Here is a 21626-nt window from a genome sequence, read left to right on the forward strand (position 1 = left end):
GCGATACTCGGTCCGCTCGTCCCCCGAAGACCTGGGGCGGGCGTGGAGCGAGGGGGGACCGGTGGGCGAAACGCAGACGGAGCACCTAGTGCACCAGCGGCATCAGGAGCTGGTCCGTGCTGTGGCTGACCAGCACGCCCGTACCGTCACCCAGGATCACGGTGACGGTGTTCCGGACGAGGCGTTCGACGCGCTGATGGAAAGCGCGCAGACGCTGATGACGTATGAGAAGCAGATGCCGGCTCTCCTGGCCGAACCGGAGCGGGCCCGCAGCGAGAGGATCATTTTCTGGTCTTGGCGGATCCAGAGCTCGGTGGCCTTCACTTTGATCGTCACCATGTATCTGCTGGGGTCTGCGGGCGGCTGGTACTTCCTCGTGGTGCCGTATCTGCTGGCCACGTTCTTCGGCTGGCCGCTCAAGGCGGCGGTGAACAACCACCTGGCCCGGCGTAACGCCTCCTTCGCTCTGCACGTGCTCGGGGTGCTGCTCGCCCTGGTCGTTCTGGGCGTGGTGGTGCCGTGGCTCGTCGCCGTGCTGGTGATCGGCTGGTTCGTCGTGGCCGTAGCCGCCGCGGACGGGCAGGAGGCGGGGAAGTGAGCGAAGCGCTGGACGCCCAGTTCCGGGCCACCGACCGGCGGGTCCGCACCATCGACATGCAGGTGAGCGGCCTCGACAGCCGGCTGGACGATCTGGAGGGCGAGCACGAGCGGCTGAAGTCCCGGTTCGGCTACACCGAGGACCTGGACCACGAACTACGCTCCCTGCGCGACGACGTCTCCGGCCTGGAGACCACGACCGAGGAAGTCGACGGCCGGGTCGACGACCTCGAGGACCGCGTCGACACCGCAGAGCGGACAGTGAAGAGGCTCACCCAGCACGTGCGGCTGCTGGAAGGCCAGATCATGGCCACCGGGAACATCCCCCCGGCAGACCTGGACACCTTCACCAAGGACCAGCACACCCTGGCCGCCACCATGGCATCCGGCTGGGACGCCGCCGACGCCCTCCTCACCCCCACCCTGCGCTCCCACCACCAAGGGCGGGTACAACGCTTCCGCACCGCCCAGGCCGAACACCACGCCACCCGCCAGGAAGCCGTCGCCCTCGTCGCCACCCTGCTGGGCACCACCCACAACACCCAGGCCCACAAAAAGATAGGCACCAGGCTGCGCTCGCTCATTGACCGGGAGTCCACCGAGCGCCAGGCCCTCGCCCGACAGACCGCTGAGGCTCGCGCGGCAACTGCGGCGCTCGCCGCGGACCAGGCCGCGACCGCGGACAAGCAGCCGGCCATCGCCGCCGGACAGCGCGCAGAGCAACGCCTCACCCTGGCACTGCGCAGCAAACTCGCCGACGCGATCAGCAACCGCCTGCTCCTGCCCGCCTGGTTCACAACCGTCCTTGGCCCGGCCCCACCCGCCCGAACACCGACCGCTGGCTCGAATGCGCCACGCGCGTCCTGCTCTACCGCCTCACCTACCGCGTCACCGACCAGGTCCTCGCCCTCGGCACCCGCCCCGACCCCGAAGACGAACACCGCCACGAACGGTGGGAGGAACTACGCACCACGCTCCGCCCCTGGTGAACCGCGCTGACTGCTGGCCCGCCGGTCCGCCCCCGCGAGCGCAGCACCCCCGGCACGCACGGCGGTGCGCCCGGCGCAGAGCAGCGCCTGGCCGGCCCCACCTTGACGGGCGGCCGAGCCGGAGTCCGGGGGCTGTTCGCGGTTGTTTGCCGGGCGTACGCTCCCGTCCATGACACCTACCGCAGTGTTTGCCGCACACCGCCAGGAGCCGGACCCCGGCTGGGGTTTCACCCCCACGTCCGGCGAGCTGGTTGTTCTCGTAGATGGTGACCATCGGCACGAACAACGGCATCTGCTCCCGCAGCCGCCCAGCCACCGAATGCGTCAGTCACCCGCCGTTTACCAGCACCTGACCGCTACGGCCCTCAGCCACGGATAGCACCCCGCCGTCAGGGGTGAAGTGGTACTTCTTCTCCGCACCGTCCGTTATCAGCCCCGCGTCGATCGCCCGGTCTCAGGCGGCCGAGACCCGGACGAACTCCGCCTGGAAGATCTGCTGCAGTCCGTCCAAGCCGAGAACTTCCTTGCTCGGCGCTTGTCCCGCCGGGCCTGCTTGGCGTCCCGTCCCACCGCTGTCCTCCTTCTGCACGCCCCCCCACTACCGGACAACGAGCAGACGGGGCAGCGGGGAGCGCGTTCTCGGTATCGCTGAGAAACGGGTCAAAGGGGCATCAGTGGATGTTGAACGCGGAAAATCCCAGGTCACGACCGCAGATCTCTGGCAGGTTTCTGGGCCAGATACGAAGCAGGAACTGTGTTCTCCCTGCTCAACGCCCCGCCCCCAAACGACTACCTTGCGCCCCGCCCAGTGCCTTCAGAAGAAACGGGCTGAGATCCTCCAGCGCGATCCATGCTCCTTCGTAGTCAATGCCCGACCCGATCCGCGCCACGGGCCTCACACGCTGCGGAACTGCCCGATGCTCCCGAGCAACCCGGGCGAGCGCGTGCCCTAGTTCCGCCGCGTTGGCAAGCACCTGCCCACCCGCATGGCTGCTCAGCCTGAAAGGCAGCTGGACCTTCCGTCCAGGCCCGACGGGAGGGAAGAGGTACGGCAGCACGGGGGCTTCGCCACCGTAGTCGACCTCGATGCGTACGTCCTCAATCTGCACCTCGTGAACACCACGGTTGGCGGCCCGCACAACAAGGTAATACGGCTCGGAGAAGCCCTGTCGCCCCTCCTGGCCTGCGAGCCCCACGGGAACGCTGATGATCCCGCCAGCCTCCAGCGTGCACCCGGCCAGCAGATCCACGCCGATGTCCGGCTTGCCAGCATCTCCGCCAGGGGAACCGACGTCCTGTGCGGCAGGGCTCCCAGACGGAAGCAGACCCCGGGCATTCAGCAGATTCACCAGAATCCTATACGCGCTCAGGAGCTCATCCCGGGCTTGGCATGCCTGCCGGTTGAGCTCGTTGCGCTCGGCTGTGGTGCCCGGGTAGCTCATCTCCAGAAACGGTCGGCCTTCATCGGAGACATCGTGCATGCCGTTCAGCTCGTCGTGGAACGCCTGCAGACGAACCAGGACGACCTCGTGGGCCTCTTGCATAGCCGGATCGACGTAGTCGAACACGTCACCTTCCAGCCCCGCATAGGCGTCACAAACGACGTGGCTCACCCAGAGGGGAACCCGGAACAGAGCTGCTGCCTTGCGAAGCCAGGCATTCCAAGGCCCGTCAGGAGGCAGCAGATCTAGCAACCGGACCGCCTTGAGCCGGTCGGAGTCAGACGGTGGACCGGACGGTGCGGCAGAAGCGCCGTTCACGACGGTCTGCGGCGGAGGCGCAGTGTCGTTCGAGCCCGACGGCAGGAAGCGACGCTCCTCAGACGCCGCCTTGCGCAGCAGCTCCCACCTGCCCACCCCCTGCTTCGGACGCCCGACTTTTCGGAAGGCCCGGTCCTCAAGCAACCCAACCAAGGTGTTGAAAGGCCGTCCGGGCTCCGGCACGGACTTCCCGTTGAACCACGGGCTGGTCTTGCTCTTACCGAGGTTCACTGGCGGCGTCTGTGTTTTCCCGTAGCTCTCGATCTGCCCCCGTGACAGGCCTGTCACTTCCAAGAGCTGCTTCAGCCCGGTGGCGAGCCGATCAACCGCCGGCGTGTCACTCATGCGCCCCTCCTGTTCAGTCCGAACGTTCGCTGAACGGCAATTCCACCAGGTCTGACCTGGCTGAACACCCCGTTCAGCGGGGTTCAGCCGACGACGAGATGCACATCCGACCGACTCCATGGGGCTATCGACCGCACGGGTCGACCTCAAGGAGGGGACACGATGAACAAGTTCACGGCCGCCTGGCGCGACAAGGAGCTGCGGCGCGATGCGGCGAAGGCTGCCAGCAGGTGGATCGCGTGGCAGGTGGTGAAGGTCGTCCTGCGCCTTGCGTTGGAGCTCTGGCTCCAGACTTGATCGATCGCCACCGAGCGTCGAGGCTGTGATGCCCCGACTCGGACCAGCACCGTGACCTGGGACTTCCCGCGGTCAAGATCTGCTGATTGTCCCTCTGGCCCATATCTCGGCGGTACCCGGTTCTCGCCCGGACAGCCGGACGCTGGGCCGTCCGGTCAGCGGCGTGCGTCACCAGGCGCGAGGAGAATGGTCAGCTCGGAGATCGCTTCGTGGGAGGGCTTGAAGTAGCGGCGGACGTTCTCCGGCTTCTTGACGCCCGGACCTTGTCTTCAGCATCAGTAGGGAGGCTCCTTGCAGACCGAGTTCGGTCAACTCAGAATGCCGATACTCGTGCAGGTCCCAGCCGGTCCCCGGCCCGCGTACGGGGGTGTGCTCATCGAGGAGGGCGCGGGCCTGGCCGTAGGAGAGGCGGGCCATGTCGGTGTCCCGGCACACATCGCGCGGGCTGACGACCTTCCCGCCCCGGGCGTCGGTGGGTGACGAAAACCGGGCCTTGGGAGCGGCCCTTGAGCAGCCGGAACAGGAGCCGGGCGGTGCCCGCGTCCCAGTAGACGGTCTCGACCACGAAGTCCTCCCGTGTCTGCCCGCGCCGCCGGCCCTTGATCCGGGCACCCTTGGCCTTCAGCAGGCAGCGGCGGGCGGCGAGGTCCAGGTCCTCGATGTTCACGCCGAGGACTTCCTCCGCGTGGGCGCACGTCTCGTAGAGCATCCGCCACAGCGTCCTCTCCCGCAGGTGGACCTCCCGGCGGGCGATGAGCCGGACCACAGCCATTTTTGAGCGGGCCCGGGGTCTCCGAGTCCGGCAGGGCCAGCCGCTTCGTCCAGGCCGGGACGGACGGACTGTCGTAGCCGTACTCCGCGCACCAACCAGGACGGCACCGCGCCCCGGCGAACTCTCCAGGTGTTGACCCCAGCGGTGCCCCACAGGAGTTCCAGGGCCTCGCCCATCTCGTCCTCCGCGTCCGACCCGAGCGGGCGGGTTTCCCCGAGCCGCTCGGCGGTCTGCCGACCCCGACTCCGTAACTGCGGATGGTGTTCGGGTTACGGAGCAAGTCGAGGGAGGCGTCGGCCGCCGCGCGCACGGTCAACACCTTCCCGGCTGGCAGCTGCACAACGGTGGGGCACTGAGCCCTTTCCGAGTGGCCACCGATCGGGTGACGGTCCGGTGCCCCGCAACGCAGGAGGCTACTGTGCCGTTGAGAGAGGTGTTCGACATCTCAAATCATCATCGCAGGAGCCTCGTTGGTTCCCGATTCTGACCCTCACTCGACCTGCCTCAAACTCTGGTCAAATGGGTAACCATGCTCATCGCCACCCGTGAGGGTGACCGCCGCTGCAAGCTCCCGCCACATCAGCGTGCTCTTGTCGCCTTGATCTACCTCCGTCGGCACGACCCGCTCACGCAGATCGCCGCCGGCTTCAACATTTCCGTGGGCACCGCCACGCCTATGTCACCGGCCACCTCGCCCGCCGGGCGCCGGGCCTGCTGCGGGTTCTGGGGGAGACCGACCCTGATCACGTTCTGCTCGACGGGACACTCGCCGAATGCGACCGGGTCGGCGACAGCCGGGCCGACTTCTCCCAGAAGCACCGCCGCCGCAGCGTGAACATGCAGGCCGTCGCCGACCCCGCGGGCAACCTGCTGTGGATCTCGCCGGCCCTGCCCGGCCGCACCCACGACCTGACCGCGGCCCGCACCCACCACATCATCCGGATCTGCGAACGCCAGGGCGTTCCCGTCCTCGCCGACGGCGCCTACATCGGCACCGACCCCTGGGTGACCACACCGATCAGGCGGCTCCCGCACCAGGACCTCAACCTGACCCAGCGGACGATTAAGCGAGCACTGTCAGCGGCACGAGCACCCGTCGAACGAAGCGTCGCGTGGCTCAAGTCCTGGCGCATCTTCCGCCGGTCCCGTTGCAGCCCGAATCGTATGTCCGTCATCGCCGCCGCCGTCATCACCCTGGAGACGCAGCGCTGAAAACGCTCGCTGCTTCCCTCCTTGCCACGGATAACAGGGCCGCTTCATGTACGGCCCGGAGAACGTCACCGCAGGTGACAAACCACGATCCCCAGATAAAAGGGCGCTATCCGTGGAAGAATTCAGGCCGTCCCCCATGACTGACGCGCCGTCAGCCGCCCACTAGAGCCGACGAGGGCTTAGCCCTCGGGTCCACCGCCATGTCGTCGACAGCGTGTTACACCACCGGCTACACCCTGGACGCCGAGGAGATCGTCACCTCCCAGGCCCAGGCCCGGTACGACGAAAGCTCCGTGTGGCTGAACCTCCGAGGACGCCGCAGCCGCCATGCCCGTTTTCGAAGCGCGCATCGGCGCGGCCGAAGCCGGGAAATTTACGGAAGACAGCGGTTGCACCAGCCTGACTGGCGCGGGATCCGCTTGGATTTGGGCTTTAAGGGAGAAGTCTGGAAGCGTGATTTCGCCGGCAGGGGCTTTCACTTGATCCAGTGGTAGCGGCGTTCGGGTCTTCCGGGAGAACCATACCGAAGACACAGCTTGACGCGGCCGGCATCGTGGAAGTGTTCAAGATATCGCCGCGCGCTCACCCGTGAAAGCCCGGTCAACGCTGCACATTCTGCGGCGGAAAGATTTTCAACAGAACCACGCAGGGCACTTTCCACCAGCTTCGCGGTTTCTGTACTCATGCCTTTCGGCAGCACGAAGTTCGATGCCGGTGGCTGCCTCTGGAGGAGCGCTCTGTCTATGTCCGTCTGATCTCGTACGACTGCTGCGAGCAGACTTTCGCGCTGCGCTGCATAGTGCATGAGTCTCAAGCGTAGGTCTTCGAACTCGAACGGCTTCAAGAGAAAGTTGACAACGCCCTGACGCAAGGAGCTCCGCACCTCATCAGCATTGCGCGACCCACTAATCACCATTATGTCGCAGTTGTGCCCTTCGATCCTCAATTGCGGAATTATATCCAGGCCAAACATATCCGGAAGATAGAGATCGAGCAGAATCAGATGAGGGTGCATTCTGCGGATCGCCGCCAGCGCTTGTTCTCCGGTATTGACTGCACCGACTACCTTAAAGGGGGCAACGCGATCGACGTACGACTGATGGATCCCGGCCACCATGAAGTCGTCTTCCACTATCAGGACATCAATCACTGGAAAACACTTCGCCTTGCTTCTTCGAAAGAAAAACGACGTTTAGCACTGCCCTGAAAACAGTTTCATTGCTCGAAGTTGTAAACGCTACTTCGCCCCCTCTACGCTCACATATCGCCCGGGTGAGCGCCAACCCAATTCCACGTTCCCCCTTCTCGGCCGATTTCGTGGTATAGCCGTTACGAAATATATTCTGCGCGCACTCAAGGGGAATTCTCGAACCTGAATTACGTACGACAATTGTCACTTTAGAGCCATCCTGCCGAATCCCGACTTCCACCCAGGCGCTTCCTCCTCGTGAATCCTGTGCCGCATCGACTGCATTGTCGACGAGGTTTCCAATAACAGTCACCACATCGATCGCTGCCGTCGGATCCAGCGGATCGAGCACTGTACTTTCGGCGACACTGAGCACAACATGTTGTTGGGCTGCGAACGAAGACTTAGCGATTAGCAGACCGCTCACGCAACTATCATGAACTCGTGCACCCAAGTCTTCTTCCAGAAGGCGATCTTGTTTATTGAGTGACCGAATATAACGGATAGCTTCGCCATGCCTACCCATTTGAAGCATTCCAGATATTGCGTGCAGCTGATTGTTGAACTCGTGCACCTGCGCACGCAAAAAGCTGTTGGACCTGCGCAGGGATTTTAGCTCGCGCTCCAGCTGCACAAGTTCGGCAGTGTCTCTCTTCGGCGTGACGAGAGAGCCGATGTTTTGTCCACCCCTGTTTACGCGAATTCGATTCAAAACCGTCACTCTACCTTTGCGCACTGAAATCAATTAGTACTGCATAATCTCGTCGCGAGAATCGCAAGAGATCGGCCCATAAGCGTAAACTCTAGATTTCCATAAAGGTGCACTCTCTGCAGCTTGCAGTGATTTACGAAGATGGAATGCGTGATTTACGCAAAGCGCTTTTTTGGAGGCTGATGCAGATTCGCAGTCCAGCACGATAGGGGCTAGTAGGCGGCTCGCCGGCGGCAGCGGAGACACAGGACCATGATGACCCACGTCTTTCGAAAGAACAGATCAGCGATGCGGTTGCGAACCTCCTCAGAAGATCATCCGGAACCTCGGACAAGGTTGACAGAATGTTGCCAGTGAGAGTGAACCGGCGAACAGTCATGACCACAATCAACTCAATCTTCAGTTTCAACTTAAGGCAGACCTGGCGTGAAATACATCGGATAATTGCGTAGATCGGAACTTCGAGTACCCAAAGTAGATGCGAGATGCAATGAGAACGCGTAGAGCCTGTTTCATCAGTGCCTTGACTGCTATGTCTCTGCTCGTGGTTGGTGGCTGCAGCATCATAGGAGAGAAGGAAGAGGCCGCTGAGCCTGTCGGCCTGAAGATCATGGTCCCCAACACTAAGGGAGGTGGCTACGACACCACAGCACGTACGGCTGCGAAAGTTCTGCAAGAAACTGAGATTGCTAGAAATATCCAGGTGTTCAATCTCCCTGGGGCAGGTGGCACGCGCGGACTGCAGGAGACGGTAAAAGAAAAGGGAAATGGCAAGCTTGCAATGCAAATGGGATTGGGGGTTGTCGGAGCAGTTTATGCTTCAAAATCGCGTGTATCTTTCGCCGAAACGACACCGATCGCTAAACTAATGGAAGAAGCTGGCGCGATCGTTGTACCGAGAGACTCACCCTACAGATCGATCAGAGAGCTCATCGCTGCTTGGCAGTCCAGCCCTAAAGACATCTCCGTCGGAGGTGGTTCGTCCGTAGGGGGCCCTGACCACCTTCTGTCGATGATGCTCGCCAAGACGATCGGAATTTCCGCAAAAAGGGTCAAATATGTGCGCCACGACGGCGGTGGTGAACTTCTCCCAGCAGTCCTCGGGGGAGAAGTTTCCTTCGGTGTCAGCGGATTCGGAGAGTTTCTTGAGCAGATCAACTCTGGAGAAGTTCGCGTACTTGCGGTAACCAGCGAAAATCCGATCGACGTTTTGCCGAATATTCCGACGTTGCAGTCCGTGGGGCTAAATCTGACGTTCACCAATTGGCGTGGCATTGTAGCACCTCCCGGAATAAGCATGGCCGAAAGGAAGGTCTGGATTGAATCGCTGACCGCGATGCATGACTCCCGGGAATGGAAATCCGAACTGGCCAAACACGGCTGGACAGACGCGTTCATGACGGGTTTCGAGTTCGCCGGCTACCTGACCGACCAAGATAGGCAAGTAGCTGAAATTCTGGCTGAGCTGGACCTGGCCTAGCCGCTGAGAACCGCAGGTGAAAATGGCCGGCAGTAGGGTGCGAGCCTCCTTCTTGGACATCAATTCGCATCTCATGCATCGCGTCTTTACGTGCATCCAAGTCGTCAGAGTGTGCACTGGGTGGGAACGTCGGATCGATGGGCGCACCTCACAATCTGGCCAAGTGCTGTCCCATTATGCGCATGCTCGGGCACCACAAGACTGGCCGACCCGGCTCGCTCGAAAGTCTTATGCCTGAACCCGCCCAACTGTTATGCCCTGGCCCGATCGATGCCGGATCGGCAGCTCCTTCCCCTTCTACCAGGAGCTCTTGCTCTGAGCTGTGCCAATACTTGGGGCCGTCGTGCACCCACTGGCAACCACGCATTTGTCCAGACGGCTTCCGCTCCTCATGTGGTCTGTGTCATGGTCCGTCTCCCAGAGCGTGGCCATGCCAAGTCGTGCACCGCTCTGACCCCCACCACGTCGGCACGGGCACTCCCGCTGCCCACGTCCTCTCCAGCGTTCCCCGGCTACGCAACGCATAGCCAGATCCCCCTCACATGGGAGGCGTAGTGAATCTTCCACTTCTCCGGCGAAGTCTGGGCGCGGCCATGCCGCTCGCCCTGACTCTCGCCCTGAGCGCAGGCCTGCTGGCTCAGTCAGCCGCTGTACCTGAAAAGGCAGAGGCCGTCGCCTACACCGTGAAGGGAGAGCCGGACCAGACGGGGACGCCACCCGTCGCACAAAGCGTCGCAACCGAAAAGGAGCACGTCGCGACGGGGCGCATGAAGGCGTCCCAGCTTCCGCCCCTGGCAGCGAACAAGGATTCGCTCAGGGAGGTCTACGGCGATTCCGCGAAGCCCCCTCTGCAGCTCTCCAAGAAGACGCCCCTGCGAACCAGTGGAACGAAGAACGCGGCTGCCTGCAACACCTCCGACTTCACCAGCCGCACCGGCAGCGCTCTCGTGCAGCAGATCAAGGACTCCACGACCGACTGCATCAACACGCTGTTCAACCTGACCGGGAACGATGCGTACTACGCCTTCCGCGAGGCGCAGATGGCCTCTGTCGCCTATGCCGTGCGCGATGCTTCGGCCTCGTACCCCGGCAACGCAAGCACCGGCATGCCGCAGCTGATGCTCTACCTGCGAGCCGGCTACTACGTGCACTACTACAACGAAGCCACGGTCGGCAGCTACGGGAGCACGCTGCAGACCGCGATCCGCTCGGGTCTCGACGGCTTCTTCGCGAGTTCGCACTCTCGCGATGTCAATGACGCAAACGGTGAGGCACTCGCGGAGGCCGTCACGCTCATCGACAGCGCCGAGGAGAACGCTCGCTACATCTACGTCGTCAAGCGGATGCTGACGAGCTACGACTCCTCCTGGAACAGCTCCTGGTGGATGCTCAACGCGGTCAACAACGTCTACACGGTGACCTTCCGCGGCCACCAGGTGCCCGCGTTCGTGACCGCGGTCCAGTCCGACCCCAGCCTGGTCGATGCGCTGTACAACTTCACCAACAGTCACATAGCCCTGCTGGGGACCGACCAGTCCTACCTGGTCTCCAACGCAGGACGTGAACTGGGCAGATTTCTCCAGCACTCACCACTGCAGTCCAAGGTTCGGCCCCTCGCCCGTGGTCTGCTGAACGCCAGCTCGATCAAGGGCACCACTGCACCGCTCTGGGTCGGTGTGGCTGAGATGACCGACTACTACGACAAGGCGAACTGTACAACCTACGGCACCTGCAACCTGCAGTCGCAGCTGGCCAAAGCTGTCCTGCCTGTGACCTACCCGTGCAGCTCCAGCATCACCATCAAGGCCCAGCAGATCAGCTCCGCTGAGCTCTCCTCCAGCTGCGACAGCCTGCGCAGCCAGGACGCGTACTTCCACAACATCGTCCGTGACAACGGTCCCGTAGCAAACGACAAGAACAGCACCATCGAGGTCGTGGTCTTCGACTCCAGTACCGACTACCAGACCTACGCCGGCGCGATGTACGGGATCGACACCAACAACGGCGGCATGTACCTGGAAGGGGACCCGGCGGCTGCCGGCAACCAGCCCCGGTTCATCGCCTACGAGGCCGAGTGGTTGCGACCGGACTTCCAGATCTGGAACCTCAACCACGAGTACACGCACTACCTCGACGGCCGCTTCAACATGCACGGCGACTTCGGCGCCAACATCACCACCCCGACCATCTGGTGGATCGAAGGCTTCGCAGAGTACGTCTCCTACTCCTACCGCGGTGTCCCCTACACGGAGGCGATGACGGAAGCCGGGCGTCGCACCTACGCCCTGAGCACCCTCTTCGACACCACCTACAGCCACGACACCACGCGCATCTACCGCTGGGGCTACCTCGCCACCCGGTACATGCTGGAAAAGCACCGCTCAGACATGGACACGGTCCTCGGCCACTACCGTTCCGGAAACTGGAACGCCGCCCGTACCTACCTGAGCAGCACCATCGGTTCCCGATACGACAGCGACTGGTACACCTGGCTGGCGGGCTGCGCAGCCGGCGACTGCGGCGGAGGCACCAACCCGCCCGGCAACCAGGCACCCACCGCCGCGTTCACCACCGCCATCCAAGGGCTGAAGGCCACCTTCACCGACCAGTCCACAGACGCCGACGGCACCATCGCCAAACGCTCCTGGAACTTCGGCGACGGCACCACCTCCACCGCCACCAACCCCAGCAAGACCTACACCACGGCCGGAACCTACACGGTGAAACTCACCGTCACCGACGACAAAGGCACCACCTCCACTGCCACAAGGACCGTCACCGCCAGCAGCAGCGGAGGCACCGGCACCGAGTGCACCGCCGCGGACACGCGTGAGCTCGGTCAGAACTGCCAGCGCAGCAACCAGTCCGCCACCACCGGCAACTACGCCTACCTCTACCTCTACGTCCCCGCCGGCACCACCCAACTCAAGATCACCGCTTCCGGCGGCACCGGCGACGCCGACCTGTACTACAGCCGCAGCGGCTGGCCCGCCACCACCAGCTACACGCAGCGAGCGGCAGGCACTGGCAACAGCCACACCTTCACCATCAAGAACCCGTCGCCAGGCGCCCAGTACATCAGCCTCTACGCGGTGAACAGTTTCAGCGGAGTAACCGTCAGTACCAGCTACTGACAGGCGAAGAACCGGGAGGATCACATCTCCGCTAGGGCCCGGGGCGGCTTTCCGCCTCGGGCCTTGCCGTAGAAAAATTTTCCAGTGTATTACCTCGCGGCACCCGAGCATAGAAGCGTATCGCTACGAATCGATATTGACGCACCCATCGCCTCCAAGCCGCGATTACCTTCCCGGCCCGATACCCCCCTTTCATCGCAGCTTGCATGCTGGATTCCGAGATAGGCAACTACACCGGTACCACCCTTTGTCTGCACCCAAGAGGCAAAGAGGAAACCTGCCCTATAGGTTGTCTCGCAATTCTTAAAGACACCTATGTGTACCTGTTTCGAGCCGGTCCTCTTCACCGCGGCCGATGCTGCGGTTCACATAGGAGCCGAACAAACTGCCCAGCGCCGGTAGTTCGCCAGCCGGTGAGCCGCGATGCAGGATAGCCTTTGCCTTTCGCAAGGACACCTTGGCCGCCGTCACCCGGTAACTTCCCCGCTAACGAAGCCGGCGCTCAACGTTGACGGATCGTGTCTGCCACGGCGGCACCCTTCCTGGTTCAGCCAGAGCACCTGCTCCCGCGCAGGCAGGCCAGAGGCCAGCCGAGGTTGAAGACAGTAGGTCATACATCGGGATTACGACTCTCAGACGATAGTAAATAACCCCGTGTAGCTTTCTTCCCAGCAGCGGTTAAGCAGGGAGGGGAAACGCACCGATGAAAACATCGTGCTGGAACACCTCGGTCAACGCTCATCAGCTCAATTCGCCCAGCGCGGGCAAGGCCAGTCACCCACATCATGTGCAGTTCCCTCATAAACAAATCAGCCCCCGCAGACCTCACAGCCTTACACGCAAGAGAGCAGGAAATCCAGGTGTTCCCCGAGACTCCGATATACCACCGCCTCGTCGAGGAGCTAGGCGACGTCCCAGCCCAAGTACGCGGCGAGGCCGAGCAACTGTATGCCGATCTAGAACGCGTCAGCTTCTTTGCTCCTCAAGCGGCCGACACCGCGTATGACGCTGCTGATCAGCCGAACACCAGGAATTCGAGCCGAAAGCCTTAAAAGTCATCTCACTTAAACGGCACGGTGGAGCAGACCGTGGGTAGATCAGTTGCGCAACTGGCGCCGGAACAGCCGTTGCAGATGTTCCAGCGAACGGTCCGTGACCTGCCGTCCAAGCCGGAAATCAGATTTCTGCGCCAGCACGGCGATCAGGAGATGCTGCCCGCAGGCGACCTCGGGCTGCGCGTGGCAGCGCCTTCCGAAACCCTCCGGAAACCTCGAAGAACAGCGGGCAGCCCGGCCTCACCGCAACGCGTTCATCCACGCCTCGACCGCGTCCGCGTCGCGTGGTAGGTCCGACGACAGGCACAACGCACCGTCGGTAGTGATGACAAAGTCGTCCTCGATGCGCACGCCGATGCCACGCAGTTCCTCGGGGATCGTCAAGTCGTCGGGCTGGAAGTACAGTCCCGGCTCGACGGTAAGCACATGCCCCTCCTCCAGCACACCGCCCAGGTACGTCTCGCTGCGGGCCGCAGCGCAGTCGTGGCAGTCGAGACCAAGCATGTGGCCGGTGCCGCACACGGTGTAGCGACGGTAGAGGTCGGACTCGTGCGCGATCGCCGCGCCACCGGGCCGCAGGCCCCAGGCATCGAGCCCCTGGGCGATGACCCGCGTCGCTGCATCGTGGAAGGCGCTGTACGGTGCTCCGGGCCGCAGGGCGGCGATGCCCGCCGACTGGGCGGCGAGCACCAGGTCGTAGACGCGGCGCTGCACATCCGTGAAGCGCCCGCCGACCGGCAGGGTCCGGGTGACATCCCCGGTGTAGAACGAGTCGGCTTCGACGCCCGCGTCCAGCAGGAGCAGCTCCCCTTCCCGCACCGGGCCGTCGTTGTGCATCCAGTGGAGCACGCACGCGTGCGCGCCGGCCGCCGCGATGGTCTCGAACCCCAGGCCGTAACCCTCCAGCCGGGCCCGCCGGTTGAAGGTGCCCTCCACCCACCGCTCCCCGCGGGCGAGGCGGGTGGCGTGGGGCAGTTCACCGGCGACGTCGTGGAAGCCCGCAACCGTGTGCCCCACGGCGGCACGCAGCTGCTCAATCTCCCACGCATCCTTGACCAGCCGCGACTCGGACAAGAAGGCGAGCAGTTCGGCGTCGGCCGGTGCGGACGGTGGGACGGTCGCGTCGACGAGCGCGTCCTCGCCGCGCACCACGCGGGTCGGAACGTCGCCGACGAGTGCCCGCTCCAGACCCTCCCGGGGGGCAGCCTCGACGCCGAGGGCTTCGGCGGTCTCCCGGAGCGTCCGGCGCCGACCGACCCAGAACTCGCCGTGCTGCCGGTCACTGTAGAACTCAGCACCGAACAGACCGGCGTCGCGCGGTGACCGGGGCCGGATGAACACGGTGATCTCGTGCCCGTTGCCGGTGGGCTCGAAGAGGAGCACACTGTCCGGCACCGCCGACGTCCCCTGTTCGGCTGTGAGGTGGATGTAGGCGGAATGCGGGCGGAAAGCATAGTCGAAGTCGTTGCTGCGGGCCTTGAGCCCGCCCGACGGGACGACGATCCGCTCGCCGGGGAACCGCGTCGACAGCACCGCGCGCCGCTTGGCCGCATATGCGGCGCCGGACACGGGCGAAAGCCTCCTGTCTGTGTCGGCCCACCCCTGCCGAAAGACTTCCGCCACTGCCTCCGGTGCTCGACGATCGTGACTCCGTGCCCCACGCGGGCCGTCCTGCCGTTCCATCGCATGCCTCCTCGTCATACCGTTTCGTGGTGGTGCGCTCTCACTCCACAGGGAGAGCGCACCTGTTAGAGCCGCGGCGCCGAGGGGCCGCGGCGGCCGATGTCAGCCGCGGAGCCGGGCCATCCATGCCTCCACTTCGTCGGCCGCCCGGGGAAGGTCGGCCGAGAGGTTCTCGTTGCCCTCGTCGGTGACCAGCAAATCGTCCTCGATCCGCACGCCGATGCCGCGGAACTCCGCGGGCACGGTCAGGTCATCCAGCTGGAAGTACAGGCCGGGCTCGACGGTAAGCACCATGCCCGTCTCCAGCGTCCCCTCCACATAAAGCTCGGTGCGGGCCTTCGCGCAGTCGTGGACGTCCAGGCCGATCATGTGGCCCGTGCCGGCCAGCGTCCAGCGGCGGTACAGCCCGAGTTCGTACGCCTCGTCCACCGACCGCTCACCGAACAGGCCCCAGGAGGCGAGGTGCTCGGTCAGCACCCGCTGGGCGGCGTGGTGGAAGTCCCGGTACTTCGCGCCGGGCCGGACCGCGGCTATACCGGCCGACTGCGCCGCGTATACAGCGTCGTACACCTTGCGCTGGACCGGTGTGAAACGGCCGTCGACGGGGAACGTGCGGGTGACATCGGCGGTGTAGAGGTTGCTGCTCTCCACTCCGGCGTCAATCAGTAGCAGTTCACCCGGCCGGGCCTCACCGTCGTTGCGGACCCAGTGAAGCGTCGTGGCGTGGGCTCCCGCAGCGCAGACCGACGCGTACCCCACGTCGTTGCCCTCGGTCCGCGCACGCATCCAGAACCTGCCCTCGATGGCCCGCTCAGCAGTCGGTGCGTCCGTACCGAGAAAGCGGACCACGTCCTCGAAACCACGCGCCGTCGCCTGACAGGCGTGGCGCAGGTCGGCGATCTCGAACTCGTCCTTGAGCAGGCGCATCTCGGACAGGGCGACGCGGAACTCGGCGTCGCGCTCGGCGGTCACCTTGTGGTCCAGGGCGGCGTCGACGCCCGTGTCGTAGCCGCGCAGCAGACGGATCGGGCCGGTGGCCTCGGCAAGCCGCTTTGCAAGCGTGCGTATATCGCGGCAAGGCAGGCCCAGGAGCCGCTCGTTCTCGGTGAGGCTGTTGCGGCGGCCGTCCCAGAGCTCCCCGTGGTAGTCGCGCCAGAACTCCCCGTTCTCGCGGTCCGACCGGGGCAGCAGATAGGCGACCGCCAGGTGCTTGCCGTCCGCATCGGGTTGCAGGACCAGAACGGAGTCCTGGGACTGGTCACCTGTCAGGTAGGCGTAGTCCGAGGACGGGCGGAACGGATAGTCTGTGTCATTGGCACGGACCTTCGGGTTTCCGGCCGGCACCACCAGCAGTTCACCGGGGAACCGCGCGGAGAGTGCCGCCCGTCGGCGCGCGGTGTACGGTGCCTGGGCGATGGGTTCGAGGTCACAGCGCTCGGTGTCGGCCCAACCCTGCTTCATGTTCTCGGCCAGCTCGACACTCACGTCCACGTACAGACCGTTCTTCCGCGTCTTGTTCTCATCCGTCTCATCAGCCACGACGTCCTCCTGATGCGAATCTGTCACGCGTATTCCTCTCCATCGCGGAAGTCAGTGCCCGCCCGGAACCGATCAGAGAATCTGCAAGAAGCCAGCGCGTTGCAACTGTGACGTGTTCGAGTGCACGCTCTGAGCCAGGAGAGCGGGATGTGCGGTTGGCCCGGTCGTCCGCGCTGCTTCGGTACAGGCCTCGCGCGGTGGTGCAATTGCCGCCATTGCGGCGGCCTCGAGTCCGCCGGCAACAAGGCTTTGTGCGACAGCCACACTCTGGCAGCCCCTCCCCTTCCCCCCTTCATACAAATGCTTAGAATCTCGCTGAGATTCTTGCGTCATTTGTCGCTGGGCGAGCCCAACCGCCCTCGTGAGGTCTGGGTCGGTAGCCCCCTGAACGCCGGGTAGTCATCACAGACCTGCGTCTGCCAGTACTGACTGCCGGACAGCCCTCGGCCGGCGGGGGAGGCCAGCGTAGACCGTGTCCTATGTGGGGCTGGCTCTCTGGGCCGGGGTACGTGAAGTTGGATTGTTCCGGACGGGCTGTAGGAGATCGCGGAGCCGCTGATCCCGCTGCCGAAGGTGCAGCCGCAGGGCAGCGGGATGCAGGACACGCCCGATGAGACGCTGTTCGCCGCGATCATCTACGTCCTGGTCAGCGGATGCGCCTGGCGGGCACTGCCGCCGTGCTTCGGGATATCGAAGTCGACTGGCCACCGAAGGTTCCTGATCGGGTCCAGAGCCGGTGTCTGGGCCCGGCTGCACGAGGAGGTCCTGCACCGCCTGGACGACGCGGCTTCCTCGACCTCTCCAGGGCCGTTCTCGACTCCGCCCACGTGAGGGCCAAAAAGGACGAACTCACAGGTACGAGCCCCGTGGACCGGGGCAAGCAGGGTTCCGGGATGCATGTCCTGTCGGACGCGAACGGATTGCCCCTCCTTGTCGGGATATCCGCAGCCAACGACCACGACAGCCTCGCGCTGAAGCCCGTGGTTCAGGGCCACCAAACGAGACACGACCCCCACCGCGGCCGCTACCTCAAACCCCAGCGCCTGTACGCCGACAAAGCCTACGACGCTCCTCACCTGCGGAAATGGCTACGGGGCAAGCACATCGGCGTCCGCACCGCCTGCAAGGGAGCCGAATCCAGCGAACGGTTGGGCCGCCGCAAATGGGTCATCGAGCGGACCATGTCCTGGCTGACCGGCCACCGCAGGCTCAACCATCACTGCGAACGCTATCCCCGCAACCACCTGGCCTTCCTCGGCCTCGCCGCCGCCCTCTGCTGCCACAAACGACTCGCTCGACTCACCACATAGGACACGGTTTAACTGATCGTTTCAGAATGAAGCGCTTGGCCAGAGAGTTATGCGCTGCGATGATGCGAATTCGACTGGGTGGTGGGGGACGGGGACACCAGATGACGCGGTGGCAGCTCTTGCAGGGAGACGTCCTGGTCGGTGAGCTCAGTGAGTACGGCTGTGATCAGCCGTTCTTCCTGGCGCGCTTCACCCCGGGACCTGGCTGGGAGAGCGTGAGGCCGTTGTTTGAGGCATTGGCGACCTACAGGGGCCCGGACCCGGATGGGCTCAGGTTCGTCGCCCTGGCCAAGCCGTTGCAGGATTTGGGGCTCACACTGGCTCCGGTTGACGGTCAGCAGACTCCGTTGCAGCTCTTCAAGGACTGCATGGTGCGTATCTATGGGGCTGAAGCTCGCCTCCGCAACTGACTGAGCGATTGGCCGTCCGTGGGAGTCGGCGTAGGCATATGAGGCTGCAGGCCAGGTCGAGCAGTCCCTGGTGGAGGTCGGCGCGTCGTTCGTAGCGGGTGCGGAGTCGTTTGAACTGGTGCAGCCAGGCGAAGGTGCGCTCGACGACCCACCGCACCTTGCCCAGTCCGGAGCCGTGGGCGACGCCGCGTCGGGCGATCAGGGGTTTGATGCCGCGTTTCCACAGCAGGCGGCGGTACTTGTCGAAGTCGTAGCCCCGGTCGGCATACAGGCGCCGGGGCTTGCGGCGTGGACGTCCCCGCCTGCCCCGGATCGGCGGGACGGCGTCGAGCAGCGGCAGGAGCTGGGTGACGTCGTGCCGGTTGCCGCCGGTGAGGGTGACGGCGAGCGGGGTTCCGTGCCGGTCGACGATCAGGTGGTGCTTGGAACCGGGGCGGGCGCGGTCGACGGGCGAGGGGCCGACGTGATCCCCCCTTTGAGGGCCCGGACATGTGATCCGTCCACGGAGCAGTCATCCAGGTCCAGCAAGTCGGCGCGGCGCAGTTCGGTCAGCAGGGCGGCGTGCAGGCGGGGCCAGACACCGGCCTCGGTCCAGTCCCGCAGCCGGCGCCAGGCCGTCACACCGGAGCAGCCCACCGTCTCCGCCGGGACATCCCGCCAGGCGACGCCGGTCCGCAGGACGTACATGATGCCCGCGAGAGCCGCCCGGTCCGGAACGCGAAGCCGCCCGGGATGCCGGCGGCGCCGTTCGGGAGGTGGCGGCAGCAGCGGGGCCACCCGCTCCCACAGGTCGTCAGGAACAAGATCAGCACGCACCTGGACACCCTGCCGACCAAGATCGGCAAGCGCAAGACCCGCAGCTCAACTCATTCTGAAACGATCAGTAAGTCGGGACGTCGATGCTTCTCAGGAGGTCTCGGCGCACAGGTGACCGGCACGTCTGCGCCGTTCGTGCGCAAGCGCGAGCCGAGAACCCTCCGGCCGGCCTTCACCTCGAGCCTCCGTATGAACTCGGAACACGGACTGAGGAAGGCGGATCTGGTCTGGTCCGGTTGCAGAGCCACTCCTGCAAAACTCACGAACCAGAGGCCCAGACCGAGCACTGCATCCTTGAGCAGGCCAGCGTCGAGCAGAAGACTGACCATGGGCGCGCAGCTGTTACGTGGAGGGCACCGTCCCACGGGCGATCCAACCGTTTGGCATGCGAAGCCTTCGCTACCGCAGGCTCGCGAAGCCCCAGATGCTGCACCACTTCGTCGGTGCCGCCATAAAGACTCGGAACACCATCGCGGATCACCGACAGGCCGGTCGCCAGGGCCCGAGCTTCACCCTTCGCAAGGCTCCGCCCTGCTGGATGTGGTCCAGCAGGGCGGAGTTCATGAACCGCGTCCTGGGCAGGGCGGGCTCAATAGATGACGCGGGACGGGGCATACGGCCTCGAAACCTGCTCCGTCTCGCAACATGCCTGCGGTCTCAGGTTCTTCTCACCCCTGCCAGTCTGCAGATGCCAACGGCGAAGACAGTGTCTGCACCCAGATCATTCCGCTCGGGCCGACCACGGCTGCTACGCCCGTGTCCTTATAGCGGCAGTCGAGCATGTTCTGCTGATGGATCGATCCATCCATCCAGTCGTTGACGACTGTCTCTGGGTTCGTTGTGCCACGGTCAAGATTCTCAGCCCACAGGCCTACGGGGTAACCTGCGCTCCGCATCCGGTGGTCGGGGTTGTGGCCTTCTGTATCCACGTGATCAAAGTACGAGCGCTTCACCATGTCCTGAGCATGGTTGCGGGCTGCGGTACTGAGCCGAGGATCGGTCCGCAGAGCTGCGCACCCGGCTTCCAGCCGTCGGGCATTGACCAGTCCAGTGAGCTGCTGCTCCGGTGTGTGTGGCGGGGAGGGAGGCCGAGTAGGAGTTGTTGGGGTTGGTAGTGCCGAGCGACTCGGGGGAGGGCTGGGCACGCTCGTGCGCGAGGGTTCAACGTCCGCAGCGGGAGAAGAAGCAGCGTGTTGAGGTGGAGTGTGCTCATGCGAGGGTGCCGATGAGGGTTTCGGTGCTGTTGGCGTGCTGGACGGCCATAGGAGTACGAGGAGGATGCAGCTGATGACCACGGTGCCACCTGCGATCGCCCGTTTTCTCAACCGTCCTCGTGGCGCGGCGGAAGACTGGTCAGTGGGGTTCGAGGTAGTGACTTGAAGGGCAACTTCCGCTGAGTCGAGGGGGCGGTTGCTATCAGAAGCCGCTGGAAACTGGGCTGCGACTGCACTGCCTGGGGCACTCGAGGTGTTGACAGCCATCGCTACCAGGTCGGGTAGCCACGACGAAACGTTGTAGCCGAACAAGGGGGCTACCAAGGCGACACCGACAAGCAGCCCCTCCGCGGGGACAAGGTTCGACCAGTGGCCTGAACATGCCGAGCAGGCGCGTGCATGACGCACGATGCGTTTACGCCAGACGGGCGCGGGGCGGCCATCCCAGACCGACAACAGTGAGGAAAGTTCTGAGCAGCGCGGCTCGATGCTGAGTGCCCGAACAACTACACGACTGGTATCGAGACTGGACTTCATCCGCTGGATACGCACTGCGGCGTGCTGGGGAGAAACGTCCAGGACCGTGGCCATTTCAGCTCGTGTCAGCCGCCCTCCGACCTCCTGCCACCAGAGCGCCAGAAGGTAGCGGTCGTCATCATCGAGCCAGCGAGTGGCCTCGGCGACTTCCTGGCGCTGTCCGGTCAACCCCAACTGCAGGATCGTAAGGTTCACAAAGTCACCCATGGGATCGGGGACCTCTGCTAGATGCTCGATGGGCGTAGCCGTCTTCTGCCGCTCCGTCCAACGCTGGCGCACCTGATTCATCGCGATGGCGACCAGCCACGACCGAAAACTGGACGGTTCACGAAGTCCGCCGAGGTTTTGAAGGGCGCGGTACATGGTTTCTTGCACGACGTCGTCGACGTCTGGATGTCCGTTCATGGAACGCCCGACAATGTTGTAAATCAGCGGCAAATAGGTTGCAATCAGACCTTCCAGAGCGTACTGGTCACCTGCTTGCGCCGATCTCACCAGACTTGATATGTCGCTATCATCCTGGTACACGATTTAATCCTTTGTTTGCCGCTTGCGTGCGCTTCCGCGAGGATCTC

The 21626-nt window shown here is 64.0% G+C and carries 14 protein-coding genes and 2 pseudogenes; 8 read left to right on the top strand and 8 right to left on the bottom strand.

The window, feature by feature from the left end:
- Positions 1-121: 121 nt before the first annotated feature.
- Together IG90_RS0134455 and IG90_RS46395 are read left to right on the top strand one after the other, a co-directional pair.
- Positions 122-598 carry a hypothetical protein gene (locus IG90_RS0134455; protein ID WP_157846386.1) on the top strand — a complete coding sequence of 159 codons (477 nt, stop codon included), beginning with the start codon at positions 122-124 and terminating at the stop codon, positions 596-598.
- Positions 595-1596 carry a hypothetical protein gene (locus IG90_RS46395; protein ID WP_233436183.1) on the top strand — a complete coding sequence of 334 codons (1002 nt, stop codon included), beginning with the start codon at positions 595-597 and terminating at the stop codon, positions 1594-1596. Before IG90_RS0134455 ends, IG90_RS46395 begins: the two co-directional genes overlap by 4 nt.
- Positions 1597-2353: 757 nt before the next feature.
- On the opposite strand, the gene IG90_RS0134465 is transcribed toward IG90_RS46395, so the two are convergent.
- The gene (locus IG90_RS0134465) at positions 2354-3691 is read right to left on the bottom strand and encodes a hypothetical protein (RefSeq protein ID WP_030593827.1); all 1338 of its coding nucleotides are present in this window, start codon (positions 3689-3691) and stop codon (positions 2354-2356) included.
- 162 nt (positions 3692-3853) lie between these two features.
- On the opposite strand from IG90_RS0134465, the gene IG90_RS46765 reads away from it, so the two are divergent.
- Entirely contained in the window at positions 3854-3988 is a 135-nt protein-coding gene (locus IG90_RS46765) for a hypothetical protein (protein WP_267958712.1), read from the top strand.
- Between the two features lie 155 nt (positions 3989-4143).
- Here the strand turns inward: IG90_RS46765 and IG90_RS42860 are convergent.
- Positions 4144-5139, bottom strand: a pseudogene (locus IG90_RS42860) (site-specific integrase).
- Positions 5140-5289: 150 nt separating this feature from the next.
- Between IG90_RS42860 and IG90_RS40055 the strand changes: the two are divergent.
- Positions 5290-5972: pseudogene (locus IG90_RS40055) on the top strand (transposase).
- A gap of 475 nt (positions 5973-6447) precedes the next feature.
- Here IG90_RS40055 and IG90_RS42865 read toward each other — a convergent pair.
- Both IG90_RS42865 and IG90_RS42870 read right to left on the bottom strand, forming a co-directional pair.
- Complete coding sequence (locus IG90_RS42865; protein ID WP_078585527.1) at positions 6448-7122, bottom strand: response regulator; 675 nt, start codon at positions 7120-7122, stop codon at positions 6448-6450.
- Positions 7115-7897, bottom strand: coding sequence for a sensor histidine kinase (locus IG90_RS42870; protein ID WP_233436187.1), 783 nt, complete (start codon positions 7895-7897; stop codon positions 7115-7117). Before IG90_RS42870 ends, IG90_RS42865 begins: the two co-directional genes overlap by 8 nt.
- Positions 7898-8363: 466 nt before the next feature.
- On the opposite strand from IG90_RS42870, the gene IG90_RS0134485 reads away from it, so the two are divergent.
- Entirely contained in the window at positions 8364-9353 is a 990-nt protein-coding gene (locus IG90_RS0134485; protein WP_030593829.1) for a Bug family tripartite tricarboxylate transporter substrate binding protein, read from the top strand.
- A gap of 593 nt (positions 9354-9946) precedes the next feature.
- Complete coding sequence (locus IG90_RS0134490; protein WP_233436184.1) at positions 9947-12487, top strand: collagenase; 2541 nt, start codon at positions 9947-9949, stop codon at positions 12485-12487.
- A gap of 1295 nt (positions 12488-13782) precedes the next feature.
- Here the strand turns inward: IG90_RS0134490 and IG90_RS0134495 are convergent.
- Positions 13783-15225 carry an aminopeptidase P family protein gene (locus IG90_RS0134495; RefSeq protein WP_030593834.1) on the bottom strand — a complete coding sequence of 481 codons (1443 nt, stop codon included), beginning with the start codon at positions 15223-15225 and terminating at the stop codon, positions 13783-13785.
- A 102-nt stretch (positions 15226-15327) separates the two neighbouring features.
- Positions 15328-16764 (bottom strand): aminopeptidase P family protein, encoded by a 1437-nt coding sequence (locus tag IG90_RS0134500; protein WP_030593836.1) that lies wholly within the window; start codon positions 16762-16764, stop codon positions 15328-15330.
- A 543-nt stretch (positions 16765-17307) separates the two neighbouring features.
- Here IG90_RS0134500 and IG90_RS44010 point away from each other — a divergent pair.
- Together IG90_RS44010 and IG90_RS0134515 are read left to right on the top strand one after the other, a co-directional pair.
- Positions 17308-18074, top strand: a protein-coding gene (locus tag IG90_RS44010) for an IS5 family transposase (RefSeq protein WP_233436188.1) whose coding sequence is annotated in 2 segments (ribosomal slippage) — positions 17308-17548 and positions 17548-18074 — 768 coding nt in all. Because the reading frame shifts where the segments join, the coding sequence is not laid out codon by codon here.
- Between the two features lie 101 nt (positions 18075-18175).
- Positions 18176-18484, top strand: a complete 309-nt coding sequence (locus IG90_RS0134515; RefSeq protein ID WP_030593842.1) for a hypothetical protein — start codon at positions 18176-18178, stop codon at positions 18482-18484.
- Here the strand turns inward: IG90_RS0134515 and IG90_RS42885 are convergent.
- Positions 18432-19300, bottom strand: a protein-coding gene (locus IG90_RS42885) for an IS5 family transposase (protein ID WP_106973028.1) whose coding sequence is annotated in 2 segments (ribosomal slippage) — positions 18432-18961 and positions 18961-19300 — 870 coding nt in all. Because the reading frame shifts where the segments join, the coding sequence is not laid out codon by codon here. The two genes, IG90_RS0134515 and IG90_RS42885, sit on opposite strands and share 53 nt — an antisense overlap.
- Positions 19301-19968: 668 nt before the next feature.
- Positions 19969-21579, bottom strand: coding sequence for a sigma-70 family RNA polymerase sigma factor (locus IG90_RS42890; RefSeq protein ID WP_078585532.1), 1611 nt, complete (start codon positions 21577-21579; stop codon positions 19969-19971).
- Positions 21580-21626 lie beyond the last annotated feature (47 nt).

Origin of the sequence: Streptomyces anulatus, from assembly GCF_000721175.1 — a bacterium.
GTDB classification, from domain to species: Bacteria; Actinomycetota; Actinomycetes; order Streptomycetales; family Streptomycetaceae; genus Streptomyces; species Streptomyces anulatus_C.